Annotated in this window: 19 protein-coding genes; 11 read left to right on the top strand and 8 right to left on the bottom strand. The window is 59.0% G+C overall.

What is annotated here, in order from left to right; translation table 11 throughout:
* Window positions 1-122 precede the first annotated feature (122 nt).
* Window positions 123-410 carry a GNAT family N-acetyltransferase gene (locus JFU37_RS20180; RefSeq protein WP_020800382.1) on the top strand — a complete coding sequence of 96 codons (288 nt, stop codon included), beginning with the start codon at window positions 123-125 and terminating at the stop codon, window positions 408-410.
* Between the two features lie 86 nt (window positions 411-496).
* On the opposite strand, the gene JFU37_RS20175 is transcribed toward JFU37_RS20180, so the two are convergent.
* Together JFU37_RS20175 and JFU37_RS20170 are read right to left on the bottom strand one after the other, a co-directional pair.
* Window positions 497-1,573, bottom strand: a complete 1,077-nt coding sequence (locus JFU37_RS20175) for a 3-deoxy-7-phosphoheptulonate synthase (RefSeq protein ID WP_056740324.1) — start codon at window positions 1,571-1,573, stop codon at window positions 497-499.
* 128 nt (window positions 1,574-1,701) lie between these two features.
* Window positions 1,702-2,145, bottom strand: a complete 444-nt coding sequence (locus tag JFU37_RS20170) for a PilZ domain-containing protein (RefSeq protein ID WP_201117889.1) — start codon at window positions 2,143-2,145, stop codon at window positions 1,702-1,704.
* On the opposite strand from JFU37_RS20170, the gene JFU37_RS20165 reads away from it, so the two are divergent.
* The 5 genes from JFU37_RS20165 (at window position 2,144) to cysB (ending at window position 6,099) form a co-directional block, all read left to right on the top strand.
* Window positions 2,144-2,530 (top strand): thioredoxin family protein, encoded by a 387-nt coding sequence (locus tag JFU37_RS20165; RefSeq protein WP_201117888.1) that lies wholly within the window; start codon window positions 2,144-2,146, stop codon window positions 2,528-2,530. The genes JFU37_RS20170 and JFU37_RS20165 overlap by 2 nt on opposite strands.
* A complete protein-coding gene (locus tag JFU37_RS20160; protein ID WP_201117887.1) occupies window positions 2,527-3,483 on the top strand; it encodes a putative 2-dehydropantoate 2-reductase in 957 nt (318 codons plus the stop codon). Before JFU37_RS20165 ends, JFU37_RS20160 begins: the two co-directional genes overlap by 4 nt.
* Before the next feature lie 24 nt (window positions 3,484-3,507).
* Window positions 3,508-4,413: a 5'-nucleotidase gene (locus tag JFU37_RS20155; protein ID WP_201117886.1), complete on the top strand. Its 906-nt coding sequence runs from the start codon at window positions 3,508-3,510 to the stop codon at window positions 4,411-4,413.
* A 94-nt stretch (window positions 4,414-4,507) separates the two neighbouring features.
* The gene (locus tag JFU37_RS20150; protein WP_201117885.1) at window positions 4,508-5,011 is read left to right on the top strand and encodes a universal stress protein; all 504 of its coding nucleotides are present in this window, start codon (window positions 4,508-4,510) and stop codon (window positions 5,009-5,011) included.
* A 113-nt stretch (window positions 5,012-5,124) separates the two neighbouring features.
* Entirely contained in the window at window positions 5,125-6,099 is a 975-nt protein-coding gene (gene cysB, locus JFU37_RS20145; protein ID WP_201117884.1) for an HTH-type transcriptional regulator CysB, read from the top strand.
* Between the two features lie 14 nt (window positions 6,100-6,113).
* On the opposite strand, the gene JFU37_RS20140 is transcribed toward cysB, so the two are convergent.
* Together JFU37_RS20140 and JFU37_RS20135 are read right to left on the bottom strand one after the other, a co-directional pair.
* Window positions 6,114-6,596, bottom strand: a complete 483-nt coding sequence (locus JFU37_RS20140) for a GreA/GreB family elongation factor (RefSeq protein ID WP_201117875.1) — start codon at window positions 6,594-6,596, stop codon at window positions 6,114-6,116.
* A gap of 2 nt (window positions 6,597-6,598) precedes the next feature.
* Window positions 6,599-7,009, bottom strand: coding sequence for a hypothetical protein (locus tag JFU37_RS20135; RefSeq protein WP_201117872.1), 411 nt, complete (start codon window positions 7,007-7,009; stop codon window positions 6,599-6,601).
* Window positions 7,010-7,133: 124 nt separating this feature from the next.
* On the opposite strand from JFU37_RS20135, the gene earP reads away from it, so the two are divergent.
* On the top strand, window positions 7,134-8,276 hold the full coding sequence (gene earP / locus JFU37_RS20130) for an elongation factor P maturation arginine rhamnosyltransferase EarP (RefSeq protein WP_201117870.1): 1,143 nt from the start codon (window positions 7,134-7,136) through the stop codon (window positions 8,274-8,276).
* A gap of 48 nt (window positions 8,277-8,324) precedes the next feature.
* Entirely contained in the window at window positions 8,325-8,894 is a 570-nt protein-coding gene (locus JFU37_RS20125; protein ID WP_007943632.1) for an elongation factor P, read from the top strand.
* Between the two features lie 138 nt (window positions 8,895-9,032).
* Here the strand turns inward: JFU37_RS20125 and JFU37_RS20120 are convergent, their stop codons facing one another.
* From JFU37_RS20120 to JFU37_RS20110, 3 genes are all read right to left on the bottom strand, one after another.
* A complete protein-coding gene (locus tag JFU37_RS20120; RefSeq protein WP_201117858.1) occupies window positions 9,033-9,452 on the bottom strand; it encodes an organic hydroperoxide resistance protein in 420 nt (139 codons plus the stop codon).
* 359 nt (window positions 9,453-9,811) lie between these two features.
* Window positions 9,812-10,273, bottom strand: coding sequence for a MarR family winged helix-turn-helix transcriptional regulator (locus JFU37_RS20115; RefSeq protein ID WP_201119486.1), 462 nt, complete (start codon window positions 10,271-10,273; stop codon window positions 9,812-9,814).
* 69 nt (window positions 10,274-10,342) lie between these two features.
* Window positions 10,343-11,299: a LysR family transcriptional regulator gene (locus JFU37_RS20110; RefSeq protein WP_201117855.1), complete on the bottom strand. Its 957-nt coding sequence runs from the start codon at window positions 11,297-11,299 to the stop codon at window positions 10,343-10,345.
* A 124-nt stretch (window positions 11,300-11,423) separates the two neighbouring features.
* On the opposite strand from JFU37_RS20110, the gene JFU37_RS20105 reads away from it, so the two are divergent.
* Window positions 11,424-12,158, top strand: a complete 735-nt coding sequence (locus tag JFU37_RS20105) for a sulfite exporter TauE/SafE family protein (protein ID WP_201119485.1) — start codon at window positions 11,424-11,426, stop codon at window positions 12,156-12,158.
* Here the strand turns inward: JFU37_RS20105 and JFU37_RS20100 are convergent.
* Window positions 12,148-13,002 carry a LysR substrate-binding domain-containing protein gene (locus tag JFU37_RS20100; protein ID WP_201117853.1) on the bottom strand — a complete coding sequence of 285 codons (855 nt, stop codon included), beginning with the start codon at window positions 13,000-13,002 and terminating at the stop codon, window positions 12,148-12,150. The two genes, JFU37_RS20105 and JFU37_RS20100, sit on opposite strands and share 11 nt — an antisense overlap.
* A 96-nt stretch (window positions 13,003-13,098) precedes the next feature.
* On the opposite strand from JFU37_RS20100, the gene JFU37_RS20095 reads away from it, so the two are divergent.
* The gene (locus JFU37_RS20095) at window positions 13,099-13,314 is read left to right on the top strand and encodes a DUF1127 domain-containing protein (protein WP_201117842.1); all 216 of its coding nucleotides are present in this window, start codon (window positions 13,099-13,101) and stop codon (window positions 13,312-13,314) included.
* A gap of 64 nt (window positions 13,315-13,378) precedes the next feature.
* Complete coding sequence (locus JFU37_RS20090) at window positions 13,379-14,608, top strand: winged helix-turn-helix domain-containing protein (RefSeq protein WP_201117840.1); 1,230 nt, start codon at window positions 13,379-13,381, stop codon at window positions 14,606-14,608.
* The last annotated feature ends 1 nt before the right edge of the window (window position 14,609 follow it).

The following is a 14,609-nucleotide window of genomic DNA, read 5'->3' as shown; positions in this document are numbered from 1 at the left end:
TTGCGCGAGATTGGTGCGGCTCTTCTTGGTGTCCATTCAGGCACGGGGTGGCGTAGATGTTCCTTCGCCGGAAAAACATCGGTAAGGTAGGGGTCAGAATTCAAGACCCGCGAGGAGTAGTGATGAGCGAGGCGTTGTCCATCCACCATGACCAGGCTGGTCATCAGTTCGAGACCAATGTGGACGGTCATCGTGCCTATCTGACCTATATGGATCTGGGGAAGCAGACCCTGGATATCTACCGCACCTTTGTGCCCAACGCGTTGCGTGGTCGGGGCATTGCGGCCGCGTTGACCGAGCAGGCGCTGCAATACGCTGAGGAAATGGGTTACACCGTCATTCCGTCGTGCTCCTACGTGGAGCGCTACATGGAGCGTCACCAGCGCCACGCTGCCAAGCTGAGCCAGTGACCTTCCACAAATCAAACGCATAAAAAAACGCCGGGTTTAGCCCGGCGTTTTTTTGTCTGCAGTTTTTTGTTTGCAGGGCGGCGCGATCAGCTGCGATCGCGTTTTGGCAGCACATCCTTGAGTTTGGCATGCATGCTGCGCAAGGTGTTTTCGGTTGCGGACCAGTCGATGCAGGCATCGGTGATCGACACGCCGTATTGCAAGTCGGCGAGGTCTTTCGGAATCGCCTGGCAGCCCCAGTTCAGGTGACTTTCGACCATCAGGCCGATGATCGACTGGTTGCCTTCGAGGATCTGATTGGCGACGTTCTCCATCACCAGCGGTTGCAGGGCTGGATCCTTGTTGGAGTTGGCATGGCTGCAGTCGACCATGATGTTCGGCTTGATCTTGGCCTTGTTCAGCGCTTGCTCGCAGAGCGCAACGCTGACCGAATCGTAGTTCGGCTTGCCGTTGCCACCGCGTAGCACGACGTGACCGTAGGCGTTGCCCTTGGTCGTGACGATCGATACGCCACCTTCCTGGTTGATGCCCAGGAAACGGTGTGGGCTGGAAACCGATTGCAAGGCGTTGATCGCCACGGTCAGGCCACCGTCGGTGCCATTCTTGAAGCCGACAGCCGAGGACAGGCCGGAAGCCATTTCCCGGTGAGTCTGGGATTCGGTGGTGCGTGCGCCGATGGCCGACCAGCTGATCAGGTCCTGCAAGTACTGCGGGGAGATCGGGTCGAGAGCTTCGGTCGCCGTCGGCAAGCCCATCTCGGCCAGGTCCAGCAGCAATTGGCGACCGATGTGCAGGCCATCCTGAATCTTGAAAGAGTCGTCCAGGTACGGGTCGTTGATCAAGCCTTTCCAGCCGACGGTGGTGCGTGGCTTCTCGAAATACACGCGCATGACCAGATACAGGGTATCGGACACTTCGGCCGCGAGCGCCTTCAGGCGCTCGGCGTATTCGTGGGCCGCCTTGATGTCGTGGATCGAGCAAGGCCCGATGACGACAAACAGGCGGTGGTCGGTGCCGTCAAGAATGTTGCGAATGACTTCGCGACCCTTGGTGACGGTGCGCAGCGCAGCGTCGCTCAGAGGGATATCACGCTTGAGCTGATCGGGAGTGATCAGCGTCTCGTTGGAGGCGACGTTTAGGTCGTTGATCGGTAAATCAGCCATCGTTTACTCGTCAGGTCACGGGTGCCGGCCGCCAGCGAACCCGCGCGGCGGAGCACAGCAAATTAAGCGCGTCGGGGAGCCGAACCTTAGCGCGTTACGCGCCTGCTCGACAATGGGCAGACACGGGTTTAATCCAGCATCGGCTGTGCAAATGCCTTGCGAACCGTGTCGTGGGAGAACTCGTCGGCATGTTCCTGGACCCATTCAAGCGCCAGGGCTTGAGCATCCTGCAGATCTTCGTGCACGTCGTGCAGGCGGCGGTAATGTTCGATCTGACACACCTGCTCGCCCATCCGGGCACTGAACAGCATCTGCTCATCCACAAAGGCAATGCCCACCAGATAGCCGCGCTTTCGTCGCAGGCACCAGGCCACATAGCCTAGAAAACGCAAGTCGGGATTCAAGGTCGGCATGCGCACTTCCAGCGCGGTACCGTGGCGCCAGGCGCGGTGGTAATTGCAAGCCATGCCCCCGAGGCTGATAGTGTGCAGCCGTTGCCGCGATATGCACTCATGTGTGAGCAACGTTAATTCAACAGGCACATCGTCAGGGTGAGGAAGAAAACGTCCCATGAACACGGACTCCATGTGTCGGCCATCTGACATTGTTTCCCCCAGTATAGTGGTCGAATGGGAACTGACCGATTTCGACGCCGACCAACGGCTGCTGGCGATGAGCGGGGTGTCGCTGGTGATTTTCACCAGCGTTGGCTGCGCCAGTTGCCGTTTTGGCCGTGAGCAATTGCCACGACTCGACCTGGAGCTCGATCAGTTGTGCTGGATCGATGCGGGGAACAATGGCGGGGTGGTCGAGCGTTATCAGGTCTTTCATTTGCCGGCGCTGTTTGTCGTTCGCGACGGTGAGTTCTTCGGCGCACTTAAAACACGCCTGACCAGCACCGAGCTCAATGCCGCCGTGGGTCAGGCACTGAATCGAATTGCAGAGGAGTTGCCATGATGGGGGCAGTTGCCAAACCGACAATCGGTATTATCGGAACCGGTGCGATCGGCGGTTTCTACGGGGCGATGCTGGCGCGTGCCGGCTTCGATGTGCACTTTCTGTTGCGCAGTGAATTTTCCGCGGTGGCTGAGCGAGGGCTTCAGGTCGACAGCGCGGTCCATGGCGCGCTGACCTTGAACCCGGTTCAGGCCTATTCGAGCGCCGAAGACATGCCGCCCTGCGACTGGTTGCTGGTGGGCGCGAAAACCACCAGTAACGCGGATCTCGCACCGACAATCCGTCAAGTCGCCGCCCCCGGTGCCAAAGTGCTGCTGATGCAAAATGGCCTGGACGTCGAAGACAGTCTGCGCGAATGGCTCCCCGATTCGCTGCACCTGCTCGGTGGGCTCTGCTATATCTGCGTGCATCGTGAGGAACCTGGCGTCATCACACATCAGGCGCTCGGCGCGGTACATGTCGGCTACCACAGCGGTCCTGCGACCGATGAAACGACGCGCACAGCGATTGTCGAGGAGGGCGCCGGGTTCTTCCGCGCTGCCGGCATCGATTCGCAGTCCATGCCGAACCTGCATCAGGCGCGTTGGCAAAAACTGGTCTGGAATATCCCTTACAACGGTCTGTCAGTGCTGCTCGGGGCAAGCACCACGCCGCTGATGGCGGATGTCGACAGCCGGGAACTGATCAAGGCATTGATGGCCGAAGTGGTTCAGGGGGCGACCGCCTGCGGTCATGCCATACCGGCCGGTTATGCCGATCACCTGTTCATGGTGACCGAGAAGATGCCGGATTACTGGCCGAGCATGTACCACGATTTTCTGCACAAACGACCGCTGGAACTGGCCGCGATTTACGCCCGTCCACTGGCGGCCGCCAAAGCCGCGGGGTGTGAGTTGCCGCGAATTGAAGCGCTGTATCGCAGCTTGAGTTTTATCGATCGACGCAACACTTGAGTCGATCAACCTGAGGGGAAGGGCATGGCAAAGGGCATAGACGACAAACTGGTGCTGGCGATTTCTTCGCGAGCACTGTTCGATCTGAGTGAGAGCCACAAGGTCTATCTGTCGAGCGGTGTCGAAGCCTATCGGCAATATCAGATCGAACACGAGGACGAAATCCTCTCGCCCGGCGATGCATTCCCGTTGGTGCAAAAACTCCTGAACCTCAATGCCAGTCTCGGCCGGGCCCGGGTCGAGGTGATCCTGGTGTCGCGCAACAGTGCCGACACCGGGCTGCGGGTGTTCAACTCGATCCACCACTATGGGCTGGCGATCTCCCGAGCGGCGTTTGTCGGCGGGCGCAGTCCTTATCCCTACCTCAAGGCCTTTGGTTGCGATCTGTTTCTCTCGACCCATGCCGAGGACGTGCGCAGTGCACTGGAGGCCGGGTTCGCCGCAGCAACCATTCTGTCGGGCGGTGCCAGCCGTGCTGCCAGTGATGAACTGCGCATTGCTTTCGACGGTGACGCGGTGCTGTTTTCCGACGAGTCGGAGCGGGTTTACCAGGCTGGAGGGCTGGAAGCGTTTCAGGCCAGTGAGCGTGAAGCGGCGCGTGAGCCGCTGCGCGGTGGCCCGTTCAAAGGCTTCCTTGCCGCCCTGAACGCTTTGCAGCGTGAGTTCCCGGAGGACGCTTGCCCGATCCGCACCGCCCTGGTCACGGCGCGTTCAGCACCGGCCCATGAGCGGGTGATCCGCACGTTGCGCGAATGGGACATTCGTCTGGACGAATCGCTGTTCCTCGGTGGCCTGACCAAGTCGGCATTCCTCGAAGCCTTTGCCGCCGACGTGTTTTTCGACGATCAGGCCGGCCATTGCGAATTGGCCCGCGAGGTGGTCGCCACTGGTCACGTGCCGCATGGCATAAGCAACGAGCAAAAGGTTTAAGCCCACGGTTCAACGCGTTACGCGAAACGTCGTACTCGCCAAGGCACTGCTAAGCTGAATCAATCTCCGCCATGTTGGCACGCGAGGAGGTCATATGATTCGGTCGATGCTGTACGCCACTGACCTCGGCCTGTACGCACCGCTGGTGATGCAGCATGCCTTGGCGCTGGCGCGGACATTCAATGCCGATTTGTACGTGGTGCACGCGGTGGAGCCCATGGGGTTGTTCGCCGAGTCGGTGCTCCAGAGTTACCTCGATGAGCAGGCGTTGAACGAGTTTCACAGTCAGGGCCTGAACACGGTCATTGCCAGTATCGAGCAGCGAGTGCTCGACAGCTTTCGTGAAGAACTGGGGGGCGAGGGGGCTCAAGACCTGGAGCGGATTCAGGCGGTTCGGGTGATTCAGGGTGACCCGTCGCAGGTGATTCTCGACCAGGCGCAGAAACTCTCGGTGGATTTGCTGATCGTAGGTAGTCATAGCCATGGGGCTGGCGTCGAAACACCTTTGGGCAGGACCGCAGCGCGCGTGTTGCAACTGTCTCGGGTGCCGGTCTATCTGGTGCCGCTGGTGGAGCGTCGTCGCCAAGGTGATCGCTAGAACACGGACAATGGCAGTTTGATAAAAAAGTTCTAGATTTATTCTTCAAACCATTAATATAGTTATATACCGTCGCTGATGCCCGTGGCGTCTACCTGCTTTGAGGGATTCATATGAAGCTTCAACAATTGCGCTACATCTGGGAAGTGGCGCACCACGACCTCAACGTTTCCGCCACCGCCCAAAGCCTCTACACGTCGCAACCGGGCATCAGCAAGCAGATCCGCCTGCTGGAAGACGAATTGGGTGTCGAGGTTTTCGCCCGCAGTGGCAAGCACCTGACCCGCGTAACCCCGGCCGGCGAGCGCATCATCACCACCGCCGGCGAAATTCTGCGCAAGGTTGAAAGCATCAAGCAGATCGCCCAGGAATTCTCCAACGAGAAGAAAGGCACCCTGTCGATCGCCACCACCCACACCCAGGCGCGTTACGCATTGCCTCCGGTGATCAGCGCGTTCATCAAGCAATACCCCGACGTTGCCCTGCACATGCATCAGGGCTCGCCGATGCAGATCGCCGAAATGGCCGCTGATGGCACCGTCGATTTCGCCATCGCCACCGAAGCCCTGGAACTGTTCGGTGATCTGGTGATGATGCCGTGCTACCGCTGGAACCGCTGCGTGGTCGTGCCACAAGGCCATCCACTGACCAAGCTGTCAAAGCTGACCCTCGAAGCCCTGGCCGAATACCCGATCGTGACTTACGTGTTCGGTTTCACCGGCCGTTCGAAACTCGACGAAGCGTTCAGCCATCGCGGCCTGACGCCGAAAGTAGTGTTCACCGCTGCCGACGCCGACGTCATCAAGACTTACGTTCGTCTGGGCCTGGGCGTGGGTATCGTCGCCAAAATGGCGGTCGACGCCAAACTCGATAGCGACCTGGTAATGCTCGACGCCAGTGATCTGTTCGAATCCAGCATCACCAAAATCGGTTTCCGTCGCGGCACCTTCCTGCGTGGCTTCATGTGCGACTTCATCGAAAAGTTCGCCCCGCACCTGACCCGCGAAGTCATGGCCAAGGCCATCCAGTGCCACAACAAGCAGGAACTGGAAGAATTGTTCGACGGCGTCGAACTGCCGGTCCATTAATGGGGTGTCCTGCCTCAAACGACCTCGGTGACAGAAAACTGTTGCCGGGTGCCAGCCACCAAAATGTCCACCTCGTCCCCTTCGAACTTGCCCAGCAGGCTTTTGCCCAACGGTGAGCGAGGGGTGATGACGGTAATCCATTGCCCCACCAGATCGACTTTCAAGCCGGCGGCGTCGGGGGCCAGGAACAACCATTGCTCACGACCTTTTTCGTCTTCCAGGCCGAGTAACGCGCCCACTTCGATACCGCGCAGACCGTCATAAGGGCGCAGTGTCAGGTTCTGGCAAAGCGTCAACGACTGCCTGATTTCCTCCACGCGCCTGGCTTGCCCGGCGGCCAGATAAGACGCTTCCAGCCCCAGGGTGTCGTATTTGTTTTCGGCGATGTTTTCTTCGTGGGTCGCCGTTTCGTACGCGGTTTGCGCAGCACGTTCGGCGATGTCGAGATCGACCCGCAGTTTGTCGAGGATCAGTTGATGGACTGTTTGTTTATTCATGATCAATCGCAGAATTGCAGGACATTGGCGCGGCTTTTTTCGCTCGGCGCGGTGTGATCCTGTTGCAACCAGAACTGGCATTTCGGGTTGGACAGATTACGGCTGGTGCTGCGCGCCTGATCGAGTCGTTGCTGTTGCTCGTCCTTGCGCAGGTTCTCGTCGTATTGTTCGAACAACGGACTCTGCGGCGGAATATCCGGCACCGGTCGCGCCACCACAGGCGGTTTGGCCAGTTGCTCCACCGCGTGTGCGACCGGCGCCAGTTGCTCGCTGAACAACAGGCGAGAGGCGAGCCAGCAGGTCAGGGCGATCGCGAGGAAACCCAGCCACAAACCAAGGGCAATGCTGCCGGTCAGTTGCAGGGCATTGAGCTGAATGGGCAACGGGCGGCGCGGGTTGGGGCGGTAGGGCATCACTGCCTCCTGGCGGGTGGTCACGGACGAGTGGCGATTGTCGCATGAAGATTAATCGCCGTCGGCTCTTCTGCGCGGGGTAATTTATGCGGACAATCGGCGCCTTTGCCAACGGGAACCTGGAATGCCTGAAATGAAAACCCGCTGGGATATTTTTTGCACCGTGGTCGACAACTTTGGCGACATCGGTGTGACCTGGCGTCTGGCCCGCCAACTGGTGGCCGAACACGCAGTGGATATTCGTCTATGGGTCGATGATCTGCGAGCGTTCGAACGCATTTGCCCGGCGATCGACATCAACGCCTCGCAGCAGTGGCAGGAGGGGGTCGAAGTGCGTCAATGGGCGGCTGACTGGCAACCTGCTGAAGCCGCTGATGTGGTGATCGCCGCGTTCGCATGCCAATTGCCGAGTGCCTACATGGTGGCCATGGCCGAGCGGGAAAAGCCGCCGCTGTGGATGAACCTCGACTACCTGAGTGCCGAGGACTGGGTGATTGGCTGTCATGGCTTGCCGTCGGTCAAGTACAAGAGTGTGCAGAAGTTCTTTTTCTTTCCGGGGTTCCAGAAAGGCACCGGTGGGCTACTGCGTGAAAGCGGATTGCTTGAGCAGCGTCGGCAATTTCAGCAGGATCCCGAGGCGCAGCGAACCTTCCTGCAGGGTTTAGGGGTTGATCGCGCGCAGGGCACACAGTTGATTTCACTGTTTGCCTACGAAAATACCGGGTTGGCCAGTTGGCTCGACGCAATGGCGTGTGACTCGACACCCACTCATCTGCTGGTGCCGGAGGGTCGGATTCTCGGCGACGTCGAGCGTTGGCTCGGGGTAGAGGCACTGGGTGCCGGTGCGGTCCATGTGCGCGATGCCCTGACCGTGCAAGTGTTGCCGTTCGTCCGACAGGACCAATATGACCGGTTGCTCTGGAGCTGCGATTTCAATGCGGTGCGCGGCGAGGATTCCTTTGTCCGGGCGCAGTGGGCGGGGCGGCCACTGCTCTGGCACATCTACCGGCAGGATGAAGACATTCACCTGGACAAGCTCGAAGCGTTCCTTTCGCTCTATGTAAAAGGCCTCTCTGAGCCGGCCAGCAAAGCGATCAGCGGTCTATGGCGGGCCTGGAATGCCGGTGAGAAAATGACCGATCATTGGCAATCGACCCGCAAACACGGGCCGGAACTGCAAAAACATGCCGAAGCGTGGTGTCTGGAACAGGGCTTGCAAGCGGATCTTGCCGCAGCGCTGGTACAGTTTTACCTAAATTGGATATGATACGCGGCCTAGATTTTTGTAAATCCCATCCAAATTCGGATATTCGCAATGAAAACTGGTAAAGAACTGAAACCCGGTACCGTGATCCGTCTCGAAAACGATCCTTGGCTGGTTCAGAAAGCTGAATTCACCAAGTCTGGTCGTAACAGCGCGATCATGAAGACCAAGCTGAAAAACCTGCTGACCGGTTACAAGACCGAGATCGTTTACAGCGCCGACGACAAACTGGACGACGTAATCCTCGACCGCAAAGAAGCGACCCTGTCCTTCATCAGCGGCGACACCTACACGTTCATGGACACCACCGACTACACCATGTACGAGCTGAACGCTGAAGACATCGAAGCCGTTCTGCCTTTCGTTGAAGAAGGCATGACTGATGTTTGCGAAGCGATCTTCTTCGAAGAGCGTCTGGTTTCCGTAGAACTGCCGACCACCATCGTGCGTCAGGTTGACTACACCGAAGGTTCCGCTCGCGGCGACACTTCCGGCAAGGTAATGAAGCCTGCCAAACTGAAGAACGGCACCGAACTGTCGGTTGCTGACTTCATCGAAATCGGCGACATGATCGAGATCGATACCCGCGAAGGCGGTTCCTACAAAGGCCGTGCCAAATAAGCACAGCTTCAGGAATGAAAAAGCCCGACCATTGAGTCGGGCTTTTTTTTGCCTGAAAGATCAAAAGATCGCAGCCTCGTTTCACTCGACAGCTCCTACATGAGTGAAACGAGGCTGCGATCTTTTGCTTTATGGCGCTTAAACCGTCACGTGCAAACGCACATCGACATTGCCACGGGTGGCGTTGGAGTACGGGCAGACCTGGTGGGCGGCGTCGACCAGGGTTTGCGCATCGGCCTGTTCCAGGCCCGGCAGGCTGACGTGCAGGTCGATGTCCAGACCAAAGCCGCCAGGAATTTGGCCGATGCCGACATGGGCGGTGATCGAGGCGTCGTTCGGGATGGTGCGTTTGGTCTGGCTGGCAACGAATTTCAGCGCACCGATGAAGCAGGCGGAGTAGCCGGCGGCGAACAGTTGCTCAGGGTTGGTCGCTGCGCCGCCAGCACCACCGAGTTCTTTCGGGGTGGCGAGTTTGACGTCGAGGATGTTGTCGCTGGAAACCGCACGACCATCACGGCCGCCAGTGGAGGTTGCGATTGCAGTGTAGAGAGTTTGCATGGGGTGAGCCTCGTTTGGATGTCGGTTGTTTGCGCTAAATGTTTGCGCGCTAAGTAAGTGCGAGATGAATGTATCGCGCGATTAGTTAGTGCGCAAGATAAAATTGGAAAAAGATTGGCAAAAACCGATGGGCGGATAAGCGATGAGTAGCGGAAGTGTTGAATTAGAGCTATCGATGCAGCACGGCTCAGGAGGATTTTTTCGAGATAGGCGGGTGAACCGGATTCGTGAGAGCACCACCATCCCCTGTGGGAGCGAGCTTGCTCGCGATGGCGGTGTGTCAGTCAATATCAACGCTGAATGTCATACCGTCATCGCGAGCAAGCTCGCTCCCACAGGGGATTGTGGTGATTTGAAGGTTAAAGGCTCTCTTGCAAATGGCTGCGCAAATCCTGCAATTGCGCTTGCAGCTTCTGCAGATGCTCCAGCGTCTGCCCGCTGGCGGCGAGGATGCATTGCGGAATGCTGCGCGCCTTGTCGCGCAGTGCACGACCTTGTTCGGTCAACTCAACGATAACCACCCGTTCATCCACACGGCTGCGGGTGCGACTGAGCAGGCCTTCGACTTCCAGGCGTTTGAGCAGCGGTGTCAGTGAGCCAGGATCCGTCAGCAATTTTGTGCTGATTTCGCCCACGGTCAAACCATCCTGTTGCCACAACACCATCATCGCCAGGTATTGCGGGTAGGTCAGGCCTAGCGCTTGCAATAGCGGCTTATAGACTTTGGTCATGAGTAGCGAAGTGGAATGCAGGGCGAAGCAAATCTGGTTGTCCAGCAGCAGCTCTTCGCAGGTATCCAGGGTGTTGCGCTCGGTGGTCATTTCGAAACCTTGATCAGTGATCGTCATGAATCTAGCGGACGAATCTTTAATGCACCAGACAATTCTGGGCTAGTGCCGGTCCAGGGTGTTTTGCAATGCCAGGTCCCATGGAGGGATCGGACTGAAGCGGGTTTTCAGGTATTCCAGTAGCAAGCGACTACGGGAATTGGGTTGTTGCTCCAGGCGCAACGCATAAATACCGGTCGTTTCCGGCTTGGGCAGACCGTTTTCACAAAACAGCGGCAGCAGTTCGCCGCGCAGTAAATATTCGCTGGCCAGCCACGTCGGCAAATGGGCGATGCCCAGCCCGGCCAGTGCACCGCTGGCCAACGCCTCGGCATTGTTGGCGCTCATCCGGATGCGTGCGGGTCGGTGCAAATGCATCTGCCCATCGCGCTCGAAACGCCAAGCGAAGGGCGGTGCGAGCCCCTCCCAGTCGAGGCCATCGTGATCAATCAACTGTGCTGGAGCGGTCGGCACACCACGCCGCTGCAGGTAGTCGGGGCTGGCGCAGGCGATTCGTACCATGCTCGCCAGTGGTGTGGCCACTAGCCGGGTATCGGCCATTTGCCCGGCGCGTAGCACCAGGTCGACCTTGCCCAGATTCAAACCTTGCATGTCGACAAAGCTGTCGATCAGGTGCAATTGCACGTCGAGGCCAGGGTAGAGCATCAGAAAGTCCGCAATCACCGGCGCCAGATGCCGCCGCCCGAATGCGGCGGGTGCGTCGATCCGGATCAAGCCTTCTGGCGCGCTGCTGAGGGACACCGCTTCCGCCCGAGCCAGCTGAAGTTCTGCAACGATTCGCCGGGCGCGTTCGGCAAACGCCAAACCGGCCGGAGTCGCGCGTACCGCGTGGGTGCTGCGAATGAACAACTGGCTGCCGACTGCGTTTTCCAGGCTGTCGATGCGCCGCGCCACCGCCGACGGCGTCAACGGATGACGGCGTGACGCGGCGGAAAAGCTACCGCTCTCCAACACGTCAAGGAACAGGCCCAGTTGTTCGGTCAATTGATTGGGGTTCATTGTTTGTCAGCGCTTATGCGAAGTTGGCACAGCCATTGTGCGTTGCTGTGCGTTTCGCTGCCAGCGGTGACTGCGTAGGATGAGGGCCTGATGTGAGGGGAAATCGCCTGTGATTGAGTTCTTGATGTACCTGGTGTTTGGTGCGGCCCTGGGCACCCTGGGTGGGTTGTTCGGCATTGGCGGTGGGTTGATCGCGATCCCGCTGCTGGGCGTGCTGTTTGGCCTCGATCAGCAAATTGCGCAAGGTACGGCGCTGGTGATGGTGGTACCGAATGTGATGCTGGCGCTGTGGCGCTATCACCAGCGCAACCGGATTGAATGGCGTCATGCGCTGCCGCTGGCCTCGATGGGTTTCTGCTTTGCCTGGATCGGTTCGATCTGGGCGGTGGGCATTGATGCGCACACCATGCGCACAGGCTTTATCGCGTTCCTCGTCGCGCTGTCTGCCTACAACCTGGTGCGAATGTTCAGCGCCACTGCGTCGACTTCTTCGCAGATGAATTACTCATGGCCATGGCTGGGCGTACTCGGCGCGGCGTCCGGCACCATGGGTGGGTTGTTTGGCGTGGGTGGCGCGGTGGTGGCGACGCCGGTGCTGACCAGCCTGTTCGGCACCAGCCAGGTGGTTGCGCAGGGTTTGTCGCTGGCGCTGGCGCTACCCAGTACGGGCGTCACCCTGGTGACTTACGCCGTACACCATCAAGTCGACTGGATGATCGGCGTGCCTTTGGCGGTCGGCGGTCTGATGAGCATCAGTTGGGGCGTGAAGGTTGCCCACGCCATGCCAGAGCGGCTGCTGCGCGGGCTGTTCTGTGGTTTCCTGGTGCTCTGTGCGGCGATGCTCGCTTTTAAAGCTTGAAGCCTTCGACAATGTGTTCGGCCAGGCACTCGGTGATCGGTGACGGGTTGTGCAGGTTGCGCACCAGCATGATGCTCGCCTCGGGCAGCAGTGGCAGGTCTTCGGCTTCACCGAGGATGCGCATGTCCGGGGTGATCAAGCTTTCGAGTTGCGCCGTGACGGCCAGACCGGCACTGACCACCGCCATGATCGCCGACAGGCTCGAGCTGTTATAGGCAACGCGGTAATCGCGGCCCATGGCGTCCAGCGCATTGCAGGCCCACAGCCGGCAGAAACAATCACTGTTGAACATCGCCAGAGGCAACGGCGTCTGCTCGTGGGCACTGAAGCATTGCGCCTCGGCCCAGACAAAACGCTCCTTGCGCAGCAACTCACCGATCTCATTGCCCGGTTCGCGGGTGACAATGGACAAGTCCAGGTCCTGGCGCAGCAGCAATTGTTTTGATGATTCGCAGTGCACCTCGATCTGGATCAGCGGATAGGATTGGGCAAAGCGCCGCAGAATCCCCGGCAGAAAACGCATCACGTAATCGTCCGGCGTGCCGATGCGCACCATGCCGACCATGTGTGGCTCGCGCAGGGTGTTGAACACCTCGCTGTGCAGTTTGAGGATGCGCCGGGCGTAACCCAGCAACACCTGACCTTCAGCGGTGAGCCGCACTTGCCGCCCGTCGCGCTGGAACAATTGGCGCTGCAACACATCCTCTTCCAGTCGCTTCATCTGCATGCTCACGGCTGACTGGGTGCGGTTGACCAATTCACCGGCGCGGGTAAATCCGCCTTGGTCGGCGATAGCAACGAAGGTGCGCAGCACGTCTGTGTCGATACTTGGGAAGGCGGACATCCATCAATCTCCGAGATATGTGACATTAGAAACATTCGTTGGATTGATCTTAGCCCCGGCGCGACACTTGAACCATCCCAAACGGAGGGCAACAAGATGAAAGGTCAACATGAATACCCAGCGGTAGAAAAACACTCGATCCACCTGGTATCCGATCTGCTGCATAAGTTCAGTCGCTGGTACGAACTTCACCGGGAGCGCGAGCTGCTGGCAAGTTTGAGCGACGAAGCACTGAAGGACATCGGCATGAGCCGTGCGGATGTAGAGTTCGAGTCGATAAAACCGTTCTGGAATGATCCGATGCATAAATGATGATTCCAGCGCTACACAAACCCTCTCCCGGTGAGGTAGGTTGCGAGCAGACAAGGAGATGCTCATGCCCGCGACGCTGTCCTTTTCCCTCAAACAGGCTCGCCGTCTGGCGCTGGCCGCCCAAGGGTTCAACGGGCGCCAGCCGCCAGCGACGATCAAACCGGTTCAGCTCAATCGTCTGATCGAGCGTTTGGGCATTCTGCAGATTGATTCGGTCAATGCGTTGGTGCGTTCGCACTACCTTCCCTTGTTTTCCCGCCTCGGCAACTACTCATCCGACTTACTCGACCAGGCTGCCTGGAGTCAGGGCCGTCGACGCACGCTGTTCGAGTATTGGGGCCATGAAGCGTCGTTGCTACCCTTGTCGATGTACCCGCTGATGCGCTGGCGCATGTCGCGGGCGACCCGTGGTGAAGACATTTATCAGCAACTGGCGCGATTCGGGCGTGAGCAACAGGGCACCATTCGCCGAGTGCTGGCTTCGGTTCAGGAATTGGGTGCGCTGGGGGCCGGAAGTCTCTCGACCCGTCAGGAGCGGGCAGGGCCGTGGTGGGACTGGAGCGCGGAAAAGCATGCGTTGGAATGGTTGTTCGCTGCCGGTGAAGTGGCCGTTGCCGGCCGACGCGGATTCGAGCGGCTCTATGACTTGCCGGAGCGGGTCATTCCCTCGGCGATTCTGCAACAACCGTTGCTCAGTGAGGCCGAGGCCCAGCGCGGATTGTTGCTGCATGCCGCGACAGCCTTGGGCGTTGGCACCGAAAAGGACCTGCGGGACTATTTCCGCTTGAGCCCGGCAGACAGTCGTCCACGTCTGGCAGAGCTGGTTGAGGCGGGTGAGTTGCTGGCGTGCGAGGTCCAGGGCTGGCGGCAGCCGGCGTATTGCCTGCCTGAGCCGAAAGTGCCGCGCAAGGTCGAGTCCAGTGCACTGCTTTCACCCTTCGATTCGCTGATCTGGGAGCGCAGTCGCACCGAAAGGTTGTTCGATTTCCGCTATCGGCTGGAGATTTATACGCCGCAGGACAAGCGGATCTACGGCTATTACGTGTTGCCGTTTTTGCACAATGAACGGATTGCTGCGCGGGTAGACCTGCGCGCCGAGCGGGCGTTGGGCCGATTGGCGGTGCACGCGGTCCATGAGGAAGAGCCGGGACTGGATGACGAGGGAATGATGGCGTTGGCGCTCAGTTTGCGGCAGATGGCGGATTGGTTGGGGTTGGAGCGAGTTCAGTTGAATTGCCCGCGGGCGAGTGCGGCGCGGTTGCGGGTGGCATTGGCTCAGAATGGGAGTGACTGAG

It is taken from the genome of Pseudomonas sp. TH41 (assembly GCF_016650695.1).
Classification (GTDB): domain Bacteria; phylum Pseudomonadota; class Gammaproteobacteria; order Pseudomonadales; family Pseudomonadaceae; genus Aquipseudomonas.
This window is presented reverse-complemented; position numbering and strand designations above follow the sequence as displayed.